This is a genomic window from Pedobacter zeae (assembly GCF_014196715.1).
Lineage (GTDB): Bacteria > Bacteroidota > Bacteroidia > Sphingobacteriales > Sphingobacteriaceae > Pedobacter > Pedobacter zeae.
Genome location: NZ_JACIEF010000002.1, coordinates 1,467,383 through 1,484,339, shown reverse-complemented (window position 1 = coordinate 1,484,339; position 16,957 = coordinate 1,467,383). Strand labels below are relative to the sequence as shown.

Genomic DNA, 16,957 nt, shown 5'->3' with positions numbered 1-16,957 from the left:
AATGTTCCAATCTGCTGTCAGATTTCTGCCTTTCTCACCGTTCGCTGCTCAATTCTTTTCTCATAATTTTTCCCCTGAAAAATCCGGTGTACATAAATGCCAGGCGTATGGATATAATCAGGGTCCAGCTCGCCTGCTTCTACCAACTCTTCTACTTCAGCAATGGTAATTTTACCTGCCATAGCCATTACCGGATTAAAATTACGGCTGGTAGACCTAAAGATTAAATTCCCTGCCGTATCACCTTTCCAGGCTTTAACAATGGCAAAATCGGCATCAAATGCATATTCCATCAAATAATCCTTACCATTAAAATTACGCACTTCTTTACCTTCTGCTATTTCAGTTCCAACACCTGCAGGGGTAAAAATTGCCGGCATACCGTATCCGGCAGCAAGGCAACGGGTTGCCAAAGTACCCTGCGGAATAAGGTCTACTTCCAGTTCGCCACTTAATAACTGCCTTTCAAATTCCGCATTTTCGCCAACATAAGAAGAAATCATTTTTTTTACCTGCCGTTGTTTTAGCATTAAACCTATACCAAAATCGTCAACACCGGCATTATTGGAGATACAGGTTAAATTTTTAACCTTTTTGTTTACCAAAGCACTTATACAATTTTCAGGAATGCCACAAAGCCCGAAACCGCCCAGCATTATGGTAGCACCATCTGATATATCTTTGATGGCCTCTTCGGCACCAGATACTACTTTATTTATCATCTTATGAATTTTTGGTTAGTTTGCTAAATTACAAATTGCCTTCAAGAATGCAGCAATTATAATTTTAAATCTCTCCGGAATATTTATCAATTGGAATTAATCTAAATAACCATTACCTTTGTACTGCAATGATTTACGAGAGAGAAGAAAGTCAGTTCATACTACCCACCGATCCTGAATTCCAAAAAGGGATGGGCTTTATTTTCAGCTGTACTGCTGAGCATAAAAAATGCTGTGAAAAATTTAAAAAAGGGAAACGCTGTAAAAAGTGCCCGGGGCGTAAAAAATAGCAATGCTATTTAGCAATTTCTACAATCTTGTCGTCACTTCCATTACTGGTACAGATATAAATTTTACCTTCGGACGATTGGCAAACAGCCCTGATCCTCCCATAACTATTCACGTAAAAATCTTTTGTTGCCGTAATTTTGGTTTGCGCATCGTCTAATTTCAGTTGCATCAGTTTGGTTCCTTTCAATACCGCCAATAACAAAGAGTTTTTAAACTGCGGAATATAATCGTTATTGTAATAAGCCAAACCACTCGGTGCAATGGTAGGCGTCCAGTTAATTAGCGGTTCTGCCACATTATTGGCGCTGCAAAACGATTGTTCGCCACTTTCATTACAAAAACCCTTAATATTTGGCCATCCGTAATTGCGCTCTTTTTCAATGATATTGATTTCATCATCCGAATCCGGACCATGCTCCGAAGAAAATATCTTATTACCTACCTGCACCAATCCCTGTGTATTTCGATGTCCTAAACTCCAAACCGGATTGTTCGGATAAGGATTATCTGCTGGGATAGTCCCATCTAAATTGATCCTTAAAATCTTGCCTGCCAATGAATTTATATTTTGGGGATTAGCGGTATCAGATGCATCGCCGGTACTGATAAACAATTTACCTCCGCTGATCAACAAACGCGAACCATTGTGTATTGAGGCCGCCGGAATCTGGTCGAGCAAAACTAACGGATTGGTTAAATTTCCTCCTGTATAGGTATAACGGACCACTTTGGCCTTGTAAATGCTTCCATATCCATAAATTACATAAACAAAAGGATCAGTACTGAAATTGGGGTGTAAGGCCATCCCCAATAAACCTCCTTCGCCGTTGGTGCGTACTTCAGAGATAGTAAGCAGTGGTGTAACCTGACCTGTGGAAGGATTCAAACGGCTGATTTTGCCAGACTTTTCAGTAAACCAGATGAAATGATCAGGCCCATATACCATTTCCCACGGAAGACTTAATCCGGAAGCAATTACTTTTGCTTTTAATTCCACATCAGGTAAAGTACCAGGATCTTGATCACCATCGCCACTTTTTTTACACGTTGTGATAAACAATACCACAAAAAGACAGAGTAATATTTTTTTCATAACCGTAACATTTTAAAAATAACACAGTTACGGATATAAAAGTTTTAGTTTTCTGGGCTGCTGGCAGATGTTCCCACCCGGTAGTTTCCCAGAAATTGATGGAGTGCCAGAAGGCAACAGCTAATCCCACTACTTTGTCATCCTGAGCAGAGTCAAAGGATCTTTACTATTTGGCAAAGCTGATAGAGATCAAAGATCTCCACCATAACCCCATGTATCAGATCTAGCAACACACATCTTGTGTCTCACCTCTCATGTCTTGCATCTTGCATCTCATATCTTGTGCCCCATACTCGTGCCCCACATCTGCATCTCATATCTTGCATCTCGTGTCTCACATCTTGAACCTCATATCTCGTGTCTACCTCTCCATCTAGTTCAAATAAACATAGGTAATCCCATCTCCACCCCTATCAGCATGTTCATCTTCCATCCTGTTTACCTGGCTATATTTCCGTAAGTACTCCCTGATCATCTTCCTCAATATCCCATCCCCTTTACCATGTATCAGTTTAATAGACGGAAAACCAAGCATAACCGCTTTATCCAGGTATTTTTCAACTTCGAACAAGGCATCTTCCGTGCGTTTTCCACGCAGGTCTAATTCAGCCCTAAAATCTGATACCGCTTCGTTCATCCTTCCGGCGAACGAGTTAGCACTGCTTTGAATCACTTTTTTAGCTTCCCGGTTACTTACCTTTTGCACACGGTTCTTTTTAACTGTCGACCGCAGATCGCCAATAGCTAAAACCAGTTCATTCCGGTTAATTTCCAAAACCTGACCAATGGTTTCGCTATCTGTAAATTTAACGAGATCGCCTACTTCAATTTCGCCTGCCACAACCACCGGCGCCGGCTTCGGTCGCTCTTTAGGTACAGAATTCTTAACCAGCTCCCGTTGCAGGTTCTGGCGGAGGGCCTTGGTTACTTCTTTATCGGCCTGTTTTTCCTTAATCTCGGCAATGGTATTTTCTACTAACTTATTGGCGTTCTTAATAATATTCTGTGCCTCCTGCTTCGCCTCCTTAATCAGTGCCTTTTTATTCTCTTCTAAAAATGTTTTTAACTTTTCATTTTCAGCAACCAGGTTTTTTGCCTTATTCTGCTGATTTGCCAAACTTACTTTTGCATCGTAAACATTTTTCTTTTCACGTTCCAGGTCTACCAACATCGTATCTACCCAGTTCTGGTTGGAGCCTGTTTTCTCCTTGGCCAACTGGATCACTTCCTTAGGCAATCCAATATTCTGCGCAATTTCGAAAGCATAAGAACTACCGGGTTTGCCCATTTCTAAAATGTAAAGGGGTTTCATCTTTGCATTATCAAAAAGCATCGATGCATTTTCCAATCCAGGGGTATTCCCTGCAAACAGCTTTAAATTAGAATAATGGGTAGTAATTACACCTCTAACTTTTTTATTGTTCAGCACTTCCAAAACAGCCTCTGCCATTGGTCCGCCAAACTGCGGATCGGTGCCGGTACCAAATTCATCAATCAGTACCAGTGTTTTTGGTGAGGCATGCTCTACAAAATAACGCATCTTTTTCAGGTGCGCGCTATAAGTACTCAAATCGCTTTCTATCGATTGATCGTCGCCGATATCGGCGAAAATATGCTCAAAAATCCCGACTTCGCTGTTCGCATCAACAGGAATCAGCAACCCGGTTTGCAACATAATCTGCAGTAAACCAACTGTTTTCATACAAACGGATTTACCACCGGCATTGGGTCCTGAGACCAAAATCACACGCGTTTCTGAATCGATGTGAATATTTAATGGCGTAACGGTTTTCTTTTCAGCGGCGAAAGAGATCGATAACAAAGGATGCCTTGCATTGATCAGCTTTGTTTTCGGTTCCTTTAATAACCCGGGCATTTCGGCTTCAATATCTAAAGCAAACAGGGCTTTAGCCCTTACAAAATCTAATTTAGTAAGGAAACCATGATAAGAAAGCAGCAAAGGCGAATAAGGGCGAAGCTCATCTGTTAATGCAATTAAGATCCTGATGATTTCGCGGCGTTTATCAAATTCTAAATCGCGCAGCTTATTATTTAAGCTAAAAACCTCTTCCGGCTCAATATAAACAGTTTGTCCTGTGGCAGACTCGTCGTGCACAAAGCCCTTCACTTTTCGCTTATTTTCAGCCAAAACCGGGATACACATCCTGCCATCGCGTATTGTTAAACTGCCGTCGGCAACCCAATTGTTGGCAATGGCCTGTTTGTAAATAGCATCCATGCGTTTACGCACATCCTGCTCAGTTTTGGAGATGGCTGTGGTAATTTCTTGCAATTCTTTCGATGCATTGGGTTTAATCTTCCCTTTGGCATCAATTACCGCTTCTATTTTGCGGAGTATTGCTTTCTCTATTGGTAAATGCTCAAATAAAGCTTCGAGCGTTGGATAAACTTCGGCCCTTTCTTCGAAAAAGCGGAGCACCGAAAAAACGGTTTGTAAGGAAGTATATATCTGAAACCACTCTTCTTCTAACAGGTAAGTGCCTTCTACCCTGATTTTTTCAACCAGCGATTTAATATCAAAAAAAGTACTGATCTGTAAAGGCTCCTGATTTTGCAGGATGTTCTTAAATTCGTTTGTTTGCCGTAAAAATTTATCTATCTGATCAAAACGGTTCATCACCTGCATCTTGCCCACCATCGCTTGTCCCATGGGGCTCAAACAATGCTTGCTGATCAGCTGCCTGATCTCAACAAAGCCTAAACGTTCTAAACAATTATCGGGATATAACATATTATTTTATTGTATGGGTACCGGAGTGGAAGCCGAAACCACTTGTAATGACTGGGTTTTCTTTATATTAATAAGCGAATCTGCCTGTTTTTTCTTTTTGGCAATTTCGGCAGTTGCTTTAACTTTCGATAAAGAATCTGGTTTCATTTTCTTCCTGATGGCAAGAGAATCGGCCTTAAACTTCTTCGCAATCACTAATGAATCTGCTTTAAATTTCTTTCTTTGGATCATTTTATCGGCGATCTCTACCGCTTTTTTCTGCTTAGTTAACGATTTCTGTATATTTTTATAAATGATTTCAAGTTCTTTCGGATTGGTATTATACCATAAAAGACTTCTGCTGTATTGAACAGAATCTACCCCGAATTTTTTATAAATACCTTTGTAATAAGCTGCTGCAACCTTCTTTGCTGAATCTATCGCGTAGATATTTGCAACATAGCCGTCAACAATGTGTATATCATATAAAATCTTTTCCATTTTATCAGGTTTAATAATGTCATCAGGTATGCTTGGCTTACAACCAAACCATAATATAGCTGTCATTAAAACCCCTATTAGTCTCTTCATCCTTAATAAAATATTATTTTTTGCCCCAAATTCTGGTAAGGTTATTAATTTTACCAAAAATAGTTATAAATGAGCATAGCTGATAATCTTAAAAAATATAAAAGCGAAGTTGAATCGGATGGGGTAAAACTGATTGCAGTATCAAAAACACAACCAATAGAATCTATTTTAGAAGCATACCATGCCGGGCAGCGTATTTTTGGAGAAAACCATGTACAGGAAATGGTTGATAAAGAAGCGCAGCTGCCTAAGGATATCGAATGGCACCTGATAGGTCACCTGCAAACCAATAAGGTAAAATACATTGCGCCATTTGTAAAACTGATACATGGAGTAGACAGCTTGAAGCTTTTGCAGGAAATTGATAAGCAGGCTGCAAAAAACAAAAGAGTAATTGATTGTTTATTACAGGTTTACATTGCTGACGAGGACACTAAATTTGGTCTCGGCTTTGACGAGGTGATCGAATTGTTGCGTTCTGATGAATATGCAGCTTTAAAAAATATCCGTATTGTAGGTTTAATGGGCATTGCCACCAATACCAGGAACGAAAAACAAATTACTTTTGAATTTAATGAACTAAAAGTATTTTTTGATGGCATAAAAGTAAGTTTTTTCCGTAAAGAAGATTCTTTCAAAGAAATATCAACCGGAATGAGTGCCGATTACAAAATTGCGATCGAAGAAGGCAGTACCATGGTGCGCATTGGCAGCAGTATTTTCGGAAAAAGGATAATTAAACATTTCAAAAACAACGTTTCTGCCAATTAATATGGATTTTAACATCAGGTTTGCAACTGCCGAAGATTGCCCAAGAATATTAGAATTGATCAATGAACTGGCCTTGTATGAACGTGCTCCAGAAGAAGTAACCGTTACTTTAGAACATTTTACAGAAGCCGGCTTTGGCCAACAATCGGTTTGGAGAGCCTTTGTTGCCGAGGTAAGCCATAAAATTGTTGGTTTTGCCCTATATTACACCCGTTATTCCACCTGGAAAGGCTGCAGGTTGTACCTGGAAGATTTTATTGTAACGGAAGAATTCAGGGGAAAAGGCCTGGGCAAAATCTTATTCGACAAAGTAATAGAAGAAGCCAAAAACGGAAATTATAATGGTATGGTTTGGCAAGTGCTGGACTGGAACGAACCGGCCATCAATTTTTACAATAAATATAAGGCACATTTAGAAAGCGGTTGGTTAAACGCCGCATTGTCTACAGAACAAATCAAGGCATTTTAATATGGATATTTTTAAGTTTGGAGGTGCCTCAGTAAAAGATGCGGCAGGAGTAAAAAATCTGGCCAATATTGTACGCGATTACAAAAAGGGAAACCTATTGATCGTCGTTTCTGCCATGGGCAAAATCACCAACAGATTGGAAGATCTTACTCAGGCATTTATCACTCAAAACGACGAAGCACATGCAATTTTTGAAGAAATTAAACATTTTCATTTCAGCATTATAGATGAACTTTTTCAGGGCAAACACCACCCGGTTTATGACGAGGTGGCCAATACCTTTGTCGAAATCGATTGGCTGATTGAGGATGAACCCGACAACGACCCTGATTACATTTATGATCAGATCGTATCCATTGGTGAAGTGGTTTCTACTAAAATTGTGGCCGCCTGGTTAAATGAAACCGAAAATAAAGCACTTTGGATTGATGCACGCAATTATATCCAAACCGATAATACTTACCGGGAGGGTAAAGTAGACTGGACCAAGACCAACCAGATTATACAGAAAGATTTGGTACCCTTGCTAACTGATAATATCATTGTAACACAAGGGTTTATTGGCGGAACAAGCGAAAATTACACGACAACCCTGGGGCGCGAAGGTTCTGATTATTCAGCAGCTATATTTGCTTCTTGCCTGGATGCAGCAGCTTTAACCATTTGGAAAGACGTTCCAGGCGTATTAAATGCAGATCCAAAATGGTTTGACGAAACAGAAAAAATTGCTCAGCTTTCCTACCATGATGCCATCGAGCTTACTTATTATGGCGCAACGGTAATTCATCCCAAAACCATAAAACCACTTCAAAACAAAGGTATTCCGCTTTTTGTACGGTCATTCATACAGCCAGAGGGTGAAGGAACTGCCATTACCAAAGAGAATAACCCTTTGCCCATTCCTTCTTTTATTTTCAAGGTAAACCAAGCATTGATTTCGATCTTTCCTAAAGATTATTCCTTTATTATTGAAGAGAATCTGAGTAATATTTTTGAGCTTTTTCATAGGCATAAAATCAAAATCAATACCATGCTTAACTCTGCCATCAGCTTTTCGGTAAGTATTGATGACCATCCTGTTCAGATCGAAAAATTGATTAAAGACCTCTCTGAAGAGTTTACGGTAAAATATAACAAAGGATTGGAATTGGTAACCATCCGTTATTATAACCAGCAAACCATTGACCGGGTAACCACTGACAAAGATATTTTACTTGAAGTAAAGAGCCGCCATACCTGCCAGATGGTGATGAAGAATAAGTAGCAATTCCGGTATTAAGTATCGAGTACAAGACAATTAACAGGCAATTAATGCTTGATACTGAATATAATGCTTGATACTAAATACTCGATACTTAACACTCACATCTTGATACTAAAAATGAACGATAAACTTTTAGCCAAAGCCGTACAAGATTACATCAATGCTAACTTAAATACTGATATTAATCAAATTGCTTTAGCTAAAAGTCCTTTCGAAGGCATTACACCTGCCGAATTAGCCACACAGATCGGTGCAAAAAAGAAATCGGAAAAGAAATTACCCACCTGGTTCCGCACAAAAAACATCTATTATCCTCCAGTTTTATCCATCGAACAAACTTCTTCAGAAGTTACTGCCCGATATAAATCAAAACTGGCCAAAGGGAATACTTTGATCGACATTACCGGAGGTTTTGGTATAGATACCTATTACTTTGCCCAAAAGGTAAAAAAAGTTATCCATTGCGAAATCAATCCCGAACTATCAGCAATAGCAAAAAACAATGCACAGGTATTGGGAGCAAAAAATATCGAATTTAAGGTGGGAGACGGAATTGCTTACATTCAGAATAACAGTTCCCTTTTTGATACCATTTATGTAGATCCGGCCCGCAGGGCAGAAAAAGGCAAGGTTTTTATGCTGAGAGACTGTACACCTGATGTAGTGACTAACTTAGAGGCCTTATTAAAAAAATCGTCAAGGGTTATTATCAAAACAGCTCCTTTACTGGATATTTCAGCAGGGCTGGCCGAATTGAACCAGGTGAGCGAAATACAGATCATAAGCGTAAAGAATGAGTGTAAGGAACTTTTATGGATAATTGATAAAGGATTCGATAAAGACACTAAAATAACCGCGGTTACACTTAATAATGAGGTTGAAAAAGATTTTTCTTTTTACAGGTCGGAGGCGAATGGAACCATACAGTTTGCCGAAAGCCTGCACGTAGGTGGGTATTTATATGAGCCTGATGCGGCCTTATTAAAATCAGGCGCTTTTAATTTAATTGGCTTAACATATGAACTTATCAAATTACACACTCAAACCCAGCTATTTACTGCTGATTTTATAAAAACAGATTTTCCCGGGCGAATATTTAAAATTGAGGCCATATTAAGTACGGGCGAACTGAAAAAGGAGCAAAATTTAAGAGGCAATGTAATTGTCCGCAATTACCCCGCAAAGCCCGAAGATTTAGTAAAAAAATATAAAATCAAAGCTGACCAGGAACAGTTTTTAATTTTCACCAGGATTGCAAGCGGAGAAAATGTAATTTTAAAGGCTTCCATTATACAGTATTACTAGTTGTCACTCCAAATGAATACCGTCCATGCTGAACGCAGTGGAGAAACTTTCTAAAAAACCTAAACCCAAAAACCAACCCATTTTTGGGAAAGCGGGTTCAGAAGCTTTTGGGATTGCAAAGCCCCGCTTCTACCCATGAAAAATCGGCATCAGGCTAAGATCGGGTAAAATACCATGCCCCTTATTATACAAAAAGCCCTTCTCTCGAAAGGCTTTTTGTAGGGATGAAGAAATAATGATTATCGTATTGCTTAAACTTTCTTAACGTTTACAGCCTGTAAACCTTTTCTGCCTTCAGCTACTTCAAATTCTACAGTATCGTTTTCTTTCAGGCTTTCAATTCCACCTAAAACATCTTTAAAATGTACAAATAAATCCTTATTGTCTTCTTGTACAATAAATCCAAAGCCTTTTTGAGTATTAAACCACTTAACTTTTCCGGTTGCCATAAAAAAAATAAAACATTGATTAAAATAAATAAACCTTTTACGCCTTGATCAGCATTTAATTCAACCAATTGATTATTAAAAATGGTATAAACAATCAGTTAGTGCGTTAATATTGAAACAAAACTATCAAATATAACAATTTACACATAAAACACAACCTCTTTTTGATCGTTCAACAAGAATGTTGCGTTTTAAAAAGCATATTGTTAAAATTATTTATTCGGTTGGGGTGTTGTACGTAAATATGGCTTAATTACCCGGTGTCCTTTTGGAAATTTAGCAGGAATATCTTCCGTTTTAATGCTGTTTACCACAATTACATCTTCTCCATCCTTCCAATCGGCAGGTGTAGCTACACTATAATTTGCCGTAAGCTGTAAGGAGTCGATAACACGCAATACTTCATTAAAGTTCCTGCCTGTAGAAGCTGGATAAGTAATAATCAACTTCACCTTTTTATCGGGACTAATGATGAACAATGACCGAACCGTCAGTGTTTCTGAAGCATTTGGGTGGATCATATCATAAAGGTTGGCCACTGTTTTATCGGGATCAGCAATAATCGGAAATTCGACCGAAGTATTTTGCGTTTCATTGATATCGTTGATCCAGCCTTTGTGCGATTCGGCAGAATCGACACTAAGTGCCAAAACTTTAACGTTCCTTTTTTCAAACTCACCTTTTAGCGCAGCTGTTTTCCCCAATTCGGTGGTGCAAACCGGGGTATAATCTGCAGGGTGAGAAAACAGTACTCCCCAGCTATCGCCTAAATATTCATAAAAATCGATTTCTCCAATGGAGGTATTGGCCTGGAAATTCGGTGCGGTATCGCCTAGTCTTATGCTCATAATATTGTTAATTTTAAGTTGATTAAAGCAAATCTAAACAATACTATAGTAAATACATAGATATAATATATTTTAAGACGCCTAAATTACAATTTAAATAAAAAACCCTGAAGATTTTCGATCTGCAGGGTTTAAGAATATTAATTTGTTTGGGTTTTTAATTGTAAGCTTTGATCATGAACACATAGTCCTGTAACTTTTCGATCTGTTTGGTACGTTTCAGGCCTGATAAAGCACTTTTCTTATTAGCTGAAAGCTTATTTTTTCCCAGAGAATCCTGTGGAATAGCCCTCATTGCTTCTAAGATATATTTTGATTTAATTGCAAAAGCTGCTCCTTCTGTCTGATCGGGTTTACCACTGATAATTCCGACTAAATTTCCATTATTATCAAGCAATGGTCCGCCGCTGTTTCCCGGATTTACCGGAATAGATACCTGGTACTGGGTCGTATCGCCTATAAAGCCATTTTTAGAACTTACATATCCTTCACCCAATACTGCATCATCTTTAGGGTAGCCTAATGTATACACTACCTCGCCAATACTGCTGGTGTTCTTTTTAATGGTATAAGGAATAGCAGAAAGGCTGCTAAAGCCTTTATCACTTATTTTTAAAATGGCTATGTCATTTTGCGGATCGGTATAAGTTGCTTTAACTTTAAATGATTCGCCTTTGCTGTTCTGAACGAATAAAGAATCTGCGCCTTTAATTACATGGAAATTGGTCAGGATGTAACCATTTGCCGAGATGGCAAAACCAGTACCACCAAAGTTTCCGGGATTTGCATTTTTATTCTGCGCATCACCCGGTGTTGTAGATTGAATAGTTCTGATTAAATCTTTTGTAGAAGTTTTAACCTTTGACAGTTCCCTGCTCATCTGATTATACCGGATGTCCTGCTTGGTATTATGCTGAATGGAGTAGATAGATACAAGAGAAAGTAAAATAAATGATGCAGCAATGGCTATCGCAGACCGGTGTTTGCGCCATAGTTGTACCACCCTTGAAGGATGCGGCCTAAGTTCATTAGCCAGGCTGTCTACATCAATTTCAGCATGGATCTGGTTTAATTGTTCCTTCAAATGTAACTGCGCAGCAAATGCTCCCATAGATTCTAAAAAGAATTTATGCGAAACTACCTTATGGTCTACCGTGGCGTCATTACGGCGTAACTCCTCAAAAGCTTCTGTTTCCTGTGCATTAAGTTTACCTAAAAGATAATCCTCAATAATTGCATCTAACTCCAAATCGTTTCTCATTTCAATTATTATGGTTGAAAAAATATTTTCTTTAACCTTTGCAGGCATTTATATTTCTGTGTTTTTGCATTATCCGTATTCGTATAACCAAACTTTTCACAGATATCCTGCATGGATAAATCATGGATATAAAAATCCTGAATAATGGTTTTACAGGGTTCGCCGAGGTGATCCAGTGCCGATTGCATTTTTACAAAAGCGGCGTCTTTTTCCTCATGTTCCACAACATCCTCTTCTACAACCAATACATCTTCGTAATCAGTAATATTACCTGTCTTTTTGCTGTTCAGGTTGAGTTTTTTCAACCAGATCCTACGGCAAACCGAATAAATGTAGGTTTTAAGCTTGCTGCTCAGCTCAAAATTGCCTTCCTTAATTTTGTTATATAAAATAATAATGGCTTCCTGATAAACATCTTTTGCATCATCTTCATCGCCATTATTGTTCAGGATAAACTGCAAAACCATTGCATAATAAGCCTTGTATAACTTGTTAAGTGCATCTTTGGAGTTATTTAGAATACCTAAAATAACCTCTCTATCTGTTGGAACTGATCTCTTTAAACTGTTATTCACTAGTTAATACATTTTTCGGTAAATAGTAACCCAATATTAGACAAAAAAATATTTATAGCTACTATAATTGCTTAATACAAACTTAAGGCTGTCGGTAACCCAAAAGCCGGATAAAAAATATTTTAACTTTTTTTCTGATTATCGGGTTACCTTTCTACCTTTGCGGCATTAATAAGAAATTAATTACTAAAAAAAATTCAAAATGAAAAATGCATTCAAATTAGGCTTCTTAGCTTTAGCTTTATCTTTATCAGTTGTTGCTTGTAACTCAGAGAAAAAAGCAGAAGGTGCCGATACTACTTTAACTGATTCTTCTACTGTAGTTACCGATACTACTGCAAAAGATACTACAGTTAAAGATTCTACAGTAAAAGATACTACTGTAAAAACTACTACAGAAAAAACTGAAGTTAAACACTAGTCTAACTTTACCCATAAAAAAAGGCTTCTGATTATCCGTCAGAAGCCTTTTTTATATATTTTTATTTTTTTTTATTTTTTTGGGTTACCTTTTTAAATAACCGGTATTAAGAGGTAAATTAATTAATTACTTAAAAATATTTAAAATGAAAAATGCATTCAAATTAGGCTTCTTAGCTTTAGCTTTATCTTTATCAGTTGTTGCTTGTAACTCAGAGAAAAAAGCAGAAGGTGCTGATACTACAGCTACTGACTCTTCAACTGTTGTTACTGATACTACTAAAAAAGACACAATCGTTAAAGATTCTACAGTAAAAGATACTACTGTAAAAACTACTACAGAAAAAACTGAAGTTAAACACTAGTCTAACTTTACTATAAAAAAAGCCTCCTGATATAAAAATCAGGAGGCTTTTTTTTATTTCAACCTCACCATGGGTTACCTTTTATATTATTTGGTATTAACTTTAAACGGTAACCCTAAAACAAATATCAAAATGAAAAATGCATTCAAATTAGGCTTTTTAGCCCTCGCTTTATCTTTAACAGTTGCTGCTTGCGGCGGATCAGGTAAAAAAGCTGATGGTGCTGACACAACAATTACAGATTCTTCTACAATTGTAACTGATACCACTTCAGTTGATACTACAGTTAAAGATTCTACTGTGAAAGACACTACAGTTAAAGCTACCACAGAAAAAACTGAAGTTAAACACTAGTTATTTTAACAAAAAAGTATAAAAAAGGTCGTGATATTTATATCCTGACCTTTTTTATTATAGAAAGACTGGTTATTTTCAGGCTTTTTATATAAATTAGCCATTAATTAATTCAAAAAAGAACCAAACAAATTAAAAACAATGAAAAACGCATTCAAAATGGGCTTTTTAGCTCTAGCTTTATCGCTATCTGTTGTAGCTTGTAAATCAGAAAAGAAAGATGGCGGAACAGATTCTTCTAAAGTTGATTCTACAGTTGTAGATACTACAGTTAAGGATACAACTGTAAAAGATACAACCGTTAAAGACACTGTTAAAGCTGATACTACTAAAAAATAGTTTTATCAAAACCATTTTAAAAAGCCTTGGTTCAGCTAAGGCTTTTTTATTTTACGCATCTAGACCTTAAAATCCATCAATTGTAGTAAATTTGCGGCAAAAATATAATCCGCATAATGAATTTAACATCACTACAAGCTATTTCACCTGTTGATGGCCGCTACAGAAAAACAACCGAAAGTTTAGCTGCCTACTTTTCGGAAGAGGCATTGATTAAATACCGTGTTTTTGTAGAAATCGAGTATTTTATTGCACTTTGTGAGGTCAACTTACCTGGCTTGGAAAGTTTTGATAGAAATCTGTATGCGGACTTACGTAAAATCCACGAAAATTTCTCAGAGGCTGATGCCCTGGAAATTAAAGAAACCGAAAAAGTTACCAATCACGATGTTAAGGCTGTTGAATATTTTATTAAAAGTAAGTTCGACCTCCTTTCACTTCAAAACTATAAAGAGTTTATCCATTTTGGCTTAACTTCTCAGGACATTAACAATACGGCTATCCCTTATTCGATTAAGCTGGCTTTAAATGAAAGTTATTACCCGGCAATCAGCGCATTGATCGAAAAAATAAATGCCCTGGCTACCGAGTGGAAAGATGTTCCGATGCTGGCTCATACCCATGGCCAGCCGGCCTCTCCTACTAAACTGGGAAAAGAATTTTTGGTTTTTGCCGAACGTTTAAATATCCAGGTAGAAAGTTTAAAAGCGATCCCTAACAGTGCTAAATTTGGTGGCGCAACCGGGAACTTTAATGCACACCATATCGCTTATCCTCAAGTAAACTGGATTGATTTCTCTAACCAGTTTGTAAACCAAACGTTGGGCCTAACCCGTGCGCAACATACCACACAGATTGAACACTACGATCAGTTCGCTGCACAATGCGATGCTTTAAAACGCATCAACAACATTATTATCGATTTAGACAGGGATATCTGGACCTACATTTCTAAAAATTATTTCAAACAGAAAATCAAAGCCGGAGAAATTGGTTCTTCAGCTATGCCACATAAAGTTAACCCGATTGATTTCGAGAATGCAGAAGGAAATGCGGGTATTGCAAATGCCTTGTTCGAATTTTTCGCTGCCAAATTACCCATTTCGCGTTTACAAAGGGACTTAACCGATTCTACCGTTTTAAGAAACATAGGCGTTCCTTTCGGCCATACACTGATTGCCATTAACTCCACCTTACGGGGATTGAATAAAATTTTATTGAATGAAGCCGCTTTACATGCCGATTTAGATGAAAACTGGGCCGTTGTTGCCGAAGCAATTCAAACAGTATTAAGAAGGGAAAACTATCCAAATCCTTATGAAGCGTTAAAAGAGCTGACCCGTACAAACTCAAAAATAGATGCGGCGAGTATTGCAGAATTTATTGAAGGACTGGCTGTTGCAGAAGAAATAAAAGCACACTTAAGAACAATTACCCCTTTCAATTATACCGGCGTTTTTTAAGCAGATTAAATTGACGTTAAGCAGACAGCAGTTAAGGGTTTTATTAATGAGTTATTGTTAATTTTGTTTATTCAAAAAGATTAAGACATGACGATCAACGTATATACAGAACAGACTCCCAACCCAGCAACCATGAAATTCATGGTTAATAAGCTGCTAATTAATGGCAGTGAAGATTTTGCCACTAAAGAAAGTGCAGAACATTCTCCATTTGCGAAAGAGTTATTTAAGTTCAACTTTGTTTCTGGTGTGTTTTTCGCCAGTAACTTTGTAACCATCACCAAAACTGATGATGCGGAATGGGCTGATATTGAAGCCATTTTAAAGGAATTTGTTAAAGGAGCGGTTGAATCTGAATTAAAAATCAAAGAAGCAACGGCTGAGGAAGCCCCGACTTTTGAAGGTTCGGAAACTGAAATTAAAATTCAGCAGATCCTGCACGATTACGTTCGTCCGGCTGTAGAGCAGGATGGCGGTGCCATTACCTACAAATCTTTCGATGAAGGCGTGGTAACAGTAGAATTAAGGGGATCTTGTAGTGGTTGCCCATCCTCTACGATTACGCTTAAATCAGGTATTCAGAATTTATTACAGCGAATGGTACCAGAAGTTACAGAAGTGGTTTCTGAAGCGCTTTAAATTGCATTTTTCATAGTACACATATAACGAAAAGGTCCCGGTGTAAATCAGGACCTTTTTTTATTACTAAGAGTCGTCGTCACCCTGAATTTATTTTACAAGCAGAAATATATTTTCATTTGCCTTGTAGCTCTTTCGTATCCAGGGTCTTAATTGCAGAAAGGATGCTGAAATAAATTCAGCATGCCGATACTTCTAATAAAAATACTTTTTAATCGCTTCCAACATCTCGGCTGTGAGCTTTCCATTGGTTGCCAAAATCTCCCTTTTCTCAAAATAATCATTACCGCCAGCGAAATCGTATACCTCTCCTCCTGCCTGCTGAACAATAAAGCATCCGGCTGCAAAATCCCACTGTTGGAGGTTAAATTCGAAAAAAGCATCAAAACGGCCACAGGCGGTATAAACCAGGTCTACCGCTGCTGCACCAATTCTTCTTACGCCATGGCTTTTCTGCATCATTTCGGCCAGTAATTTCAAATATTGGGGTTGTTTATCAAACTGGTAGTATGGAAATCCCGTAGCCAACAAACTCGATTTCAAATCGGGATTAACAGAAACTTTAATTTCTTTTTTATTCATAAAGGCCAAACCGCCCTTGTAAGAATAAAACATTTCTCCCCTATTTAACTCGTAAACCACACCTATAACAGGTATTCCTTCTTCGTATAGGGCTACACTAATACCGTAAGCGGGTATGCCATGGATAAAGTTAGTGGTTCCATCTAAAGGATCGATGATCCAGGTATAGGTTTTACCTACGCGGTTAATGGTTTTCTCTTCGGTAATGAAACCGGCATCCGGAATCAACTTTTCAAGGTTCTGGACAAGTTTCTGTTCTGCTGTTTTATCAACATAGGAAACCATATCGTTCAATCCTTTGTATTCGATTTTTTGTGCATCAAACTGTATGGCCTCTTTACGGATAAAATTTCCGGTAAGCTTTACAACCGATATCACTTTATTGCATAATAATTCGTAATTCATAGTTATTTAACAACCAAAGA

Annotated in this window: 19 protein-coding genes; 10 read left to right on the top strand and 9 right to left on the bottom strand. The window is 37.8% G+C overall.

Annotated elements, in window-relative coordinates:
- Positions 1–17: 17 nt before the first annotated feature.
- From GGQ60_RS12855 to GGQ60_RS12840, 4 genes are all read right to left on the bottom strand, one after another.
- Complete coding sequence (locus tag GGQ60_RS12855) at positions 18–722, bottom strand: CoA transferase subunit A (protein ID WP_183764626.1); 705 nt, start codon at positions 720–722, stop codon at positions 18–20.
- Between the two features lie 295 nt (positions 723–1,017).
- A complete protein-coding gene (locus GGQ60_RS12850; RefSeq protein ID WP_183764623.1) occupies positions 1,018–2,106 on the bottom strand; it encodes a PQQ-dependent sugar dehydrogenase in 1,089 nt (362 codons plus the stop codon).
- Between the two features lie 373 nt (positions 2,107–2,479).
- A complete protein-coding gene (locus GGQ60_RS12845; protein WP_183764620.1) occupies positions 2,480–4,858 on the bottom strand; it encodes an endonuclease MutS2 in 2,379 nt (792 codons plus the stop codon).
- A gap of 6 nt (positions 4,859–4,864) precedes the next feature.
- Positions 4,865–5,404 carry a DUF4296 domain-containing protein gene (locus tag GGQ60_RS12840; protein WP_260300598.1) on the bottom strand — a complete coding sequence of 180 codons (540 nt, stop codon included), beginning with the start codon at positions 5,402–5,404 and terminating at the stop codon, positions 4,865–4,867.
- A 93-nt stretch (positions 5,405–5,497) separates the two neighbouring features.
- On the opposite strand from GGQ60_RS12840, the gene GGQ60_RS12835 reads away from it, so the two are divergent.
- From GGQ60_RS12835 to GGQ60_RS12820, 4 genes are all read left to right on the top strand, one after another.
- A complete protein-coding gene (locus tag GGQ60_RS12835; protein ID WP_183764614.1) occupies positions 5,498–6,199 on the top strand; it encodes a YggS family pyridoxal phosphate-dependent enzyme in 702 nt (233 codons plus the stop codon).
- A gap of 1 nt (position 6,200) precedes the next feature.
- Positions 6,201–6,668 (top strand): GNAT family N-acetyltransferase, encoded by a 468-nt coding sequence (locus GGQ60_RS12830; RefSeq protein WP_183764611.1) that lies wholly within the window; start codon positions 6,201–6,203, stop codon positions 6,666–6,668.
- A gap of 1 nt (position 6,669) precedes the next feature.
- Positions 6,670–7,932, top strand: coding sequence for an aspartate kinase (locus tag GGQ60_RS12825; protein ID WP_183764607.1), 1,263 nt, complete (start codon positions 6,670–6,672; stop codon positions 7,930–7,932).
- A gap of 117 nt (positions 7,933–8,049) precedes the next feature.
- Positions 8,050–9,237, top strand: a complete 1,188-nt coding sequence (locus tag GGQ60_RS12820) for a THUMP-like domain-containing protein (RefSeq protein WP_183764604.1) — start codon at positions 8,050–8,052, stop codon at positions 9,235–9,237.
- 251 nt (positions 9,238–9,488) lie between these two features.
- Here GGQ60_RS12820 and GGQ60_RS12815 read toward each other — a convergent pair whose 3' ends face one another.
- The 4 genes from GGQ60_RS12815 to GGQ60_RS12800 form a co-directional block, all read right to left on the bottom strand.
- Entirely contained in the window at positions 9,489–9,686 is a 198-nt protein-coding gene (locus tag GGQ60_RS12815; protein ID WP_029276380.1) for a cold-shock protein, read from the bottom strand.
- Positions 9,687–9,898: 212 nt separating this feature from the next.
- Positions 9,899–10,534, bottom strand: a complete 636-nt coding sequence (locus tag GGQ60_RS12810) for a peroxiredoxin (protein WP_183764602.1) — start codon at positions 10,532–10,534, stop codon at positions 9,899–9,901.
- Positions 10,535–10,691: 157 nt separating this feature from the next.
- A complete protein-coding gene (locus GGQ60_RS12805) occupies positions 10,692–11,795 on the bottom strand; it encodes a S1C family serine protease (RefSeq protein ID WP_183764600.1) in 1,104 nt (367 codons plus the stop codon).
- Between the two features lie 8 nt (positions 11,796–11,803).
- Entirely contained in the window at positions 11,804–12,370 is a 567-nt protein-coding gene (locus tag GGQ60_RS12800) for an RNA polymerase sigma factor (RefSeq protein ID WP_183764598.1), read from the bottom strand.
- Between the two features lie 202 nt (positions 12,371–12,572).
- On the opposite strand from GGQ60_RS12800, the gene GGQ60_RS12795 reads away from it, so the two are divergent.
- From GGQ60_RS12795 to GGQ60_RS12770, 6 genes are all read left to right on the top strand, one after another.
- Positions 12,573–12,791, top strand: a complete 219-nt coding sequence (locus GGQ60_RS12795; RefSeq protein WP_183764595.1) for a hypothetical protein — start codon at positions 12,573–12,575, stop codon at positions 12,789–12,791.
- A gap of 145 nt (positions 12,792–12,936) precedes the next feature.
- Positions 12,937–13,155, top strand: a complete 219-nt coding sequence (locus tag GGQ60_RS12790) for a hypothetical protein (protein ID WP_183764592.1) — start codon at positions 12,937–12,939, stop codon at positions 13,153–13,155.
- A 132-nt stretch (positions 13,156–13,287) separates the two neighbouring features.
- Positions 13,288–13,509 carry a hypothetical protein gene (locus GGQ60_RS12785; RefSeq protein ID WP_183764589.1) on the top strand — a complete coding sequence of 74 codons (222 nt, stop codon included), beginning with the start codon at positions 13,288–13,290 and terminating at the stop codon, positions 13,507–13,509.
- Positions 13,510–13,650: 141 nt separating this feature from the next.
- Entirely contained in the window at positions 13,651–13,848 is a 198-nt protein-coding gene (locus GGQ60_RS12780) for a hypothetical protein (RefSeq protein ID WP_183764586.1), read from the top strand.
- A 116-nt stretch (positions 13,849–13,964) separates the two neighbouring features.
- Entirely contained in the window at positions 13,965–15,311 is a 1,347-nt protein-coding gene (purB, locus tag GGQ60_RS12775; protein WP_183764583.1) for an adenylosuccinate lyase, read from the top strand.
- A gap of 87 nt (positions 15,312–15,398) precedes the next feature.
- Positions 15,399–15,950 carry a NifU family protein gene (locus tag GGQ60_RS12770; RefSeq protein ID WP_183764580.1) on the top strand — a complete coding sequence of 184 codons (552 nt, stop codon included), beginning with the start codon at positions 15,399–15,401 and terminating at the stop codon, positions 15,948–15,950.
- Positions 15,951–16,145: 195 nt separating this feature from the next.
- Here the strand turns inward: GGQ60_RS12770 and GGQ60_RS12765 are convergent, their stop codons facing one another.
- On the bottom strand, positions 16,146–16,937 hold the full coding sequence (locus GGQ60_RS12765; RefSeq protein WP_183764577.1) for an inositol monophosphatase family protein: 792 nt from the start codon (positions 16,935–16,937) through the stop codon (positions 16,146–16,148).
- Between the last annotated feature and the right edge of the window lie 20 nt (positions 16,938–16,957).

Bases quoted from the DNA above. Each gene is read 5' to 3' on its own strand.
- GGQ60_RS12855 (WP_183764626.1), bottom strand. From the start codon at position 722: ATGATAAATAAAGTAGTATCTGGTGCCGAAGAGGCCATCAAAGATATA.
- GGQ60_RS12850 (WP_183764623.1), bottom strand. From the start codon at position 2,106: ATGAAAAAAATATTACTCTGTCTTTTTGTGGTATTGTTTATCACAACG.
- GGQ60_RS12845 (WP_183764620.1), bottom strand. From the start codon at position 4,858: ATGTTATATCCCGATAATTGTTTAGAACGTTTAGGCTTTGTTGAGATC.
- GGQ60_RS12840 (WP_260300598.1), bottom strand. From the start codon at position 5,404: ATGACAGCTATATTATGGTTTGGTTGTAAGCCAAGCATACCTGATGAC.
- GGQ60_RS12835 (WP_183764614.1), top strand. From the start codon at position 5,498: ATGAGCATAGCTGATAATCTTAAAAAATATAAAAGCGAAGTTGAATCG.
- GGQ60_RS12830 (WP_183764611.1), top strand. From the start codon at position 6,201: ATGGATTTTAACATCAGGTTTGCAACTGCCGAAGATTGCCCAAGAATA.
- GGQ60_RS12825 (WP_183764607.1), top strand. From the start codon at position 6,670: ATGGATATTTTTAAGTTTGGAGGTGCCTCAGTAAAAGATGCGGCAGGA.
- GGQ60_RS12820 (WP_183764604.1), top strand. From the start codon at position 8,050: ATGAACGATAAACTTTTAGCCAAAGCCGTACAAGATTACATCAATGCT.
- GGQ60_RS12815 (WP_029276380.1), bottom strand. From the start codon at position 9,686: ATGGCAACCGGAAAAGTTAAGTGGTTTAATACTCAAAAAGGCTTTGGA.
- GGQ60_RS12810 (WP_183764602.1), bottom strand. From the start codon at position 10,534: ATGAGCATAAGACTAGGCGATACCGCACCGAATTTCCAGGCCAATACC.
- GGQ60_RS12805 (WP_183764600.1), bottom strand. From the start codon at position 11,795: ATGAGAAACGATTTGGAGTTAGATGCAATTATTGAGGATTATCTTTTA.
- GGQ60_RS12795 (WP_183764595.1), top strand. From the start codon at position 12,573: ATGAAAAATGCATTCAAATTAGGCTTCTTAGCTTTAGCTTTATCTTTA.
- GGQ60_RS12790 (WP_183764592.1), top strand. From the start codon at position 12,937: ATGAAAAATGCATTCAAATTAGGCTTCTTAGCTTTAGCTTTATCTTTA.
- GGQ60_RS12785 (WP_183764589.1), top strand. From the start codon at position 13,288: ATGAAAAATGCATTCAAATTAGGCTTTTTAGCCCTCGCTTTATCTTTA.
- GGQ60_RS12780 (WP_183764586.1), top strand. From the start codon at position 13,651: ATGAAAAACGCATTCAAAATGGGCTTTTTAGCTCTAGCTTTATCGCTA.
- purB (WP_183764583.1), top strand. From the start codon at position 13,965: ATGAATTTAACATCACTACAAGCTATTTCACCTGTTGATGGCCGCTAC.
- GGQ60_RS12770 (WP_183764580.1), top strand. From the start codon at position 15,399: ATGACGATCAACGTATATACAGAACAGACTCCCAACCCAGCAACCATG.
- GGQ60_RS12765 (WP_183764577.1), bottom strand. From the start codon at position 16,937: ATGAATTACGAATTATTATGCAATAAAGTGATATCGGTTGTAAAGCTT.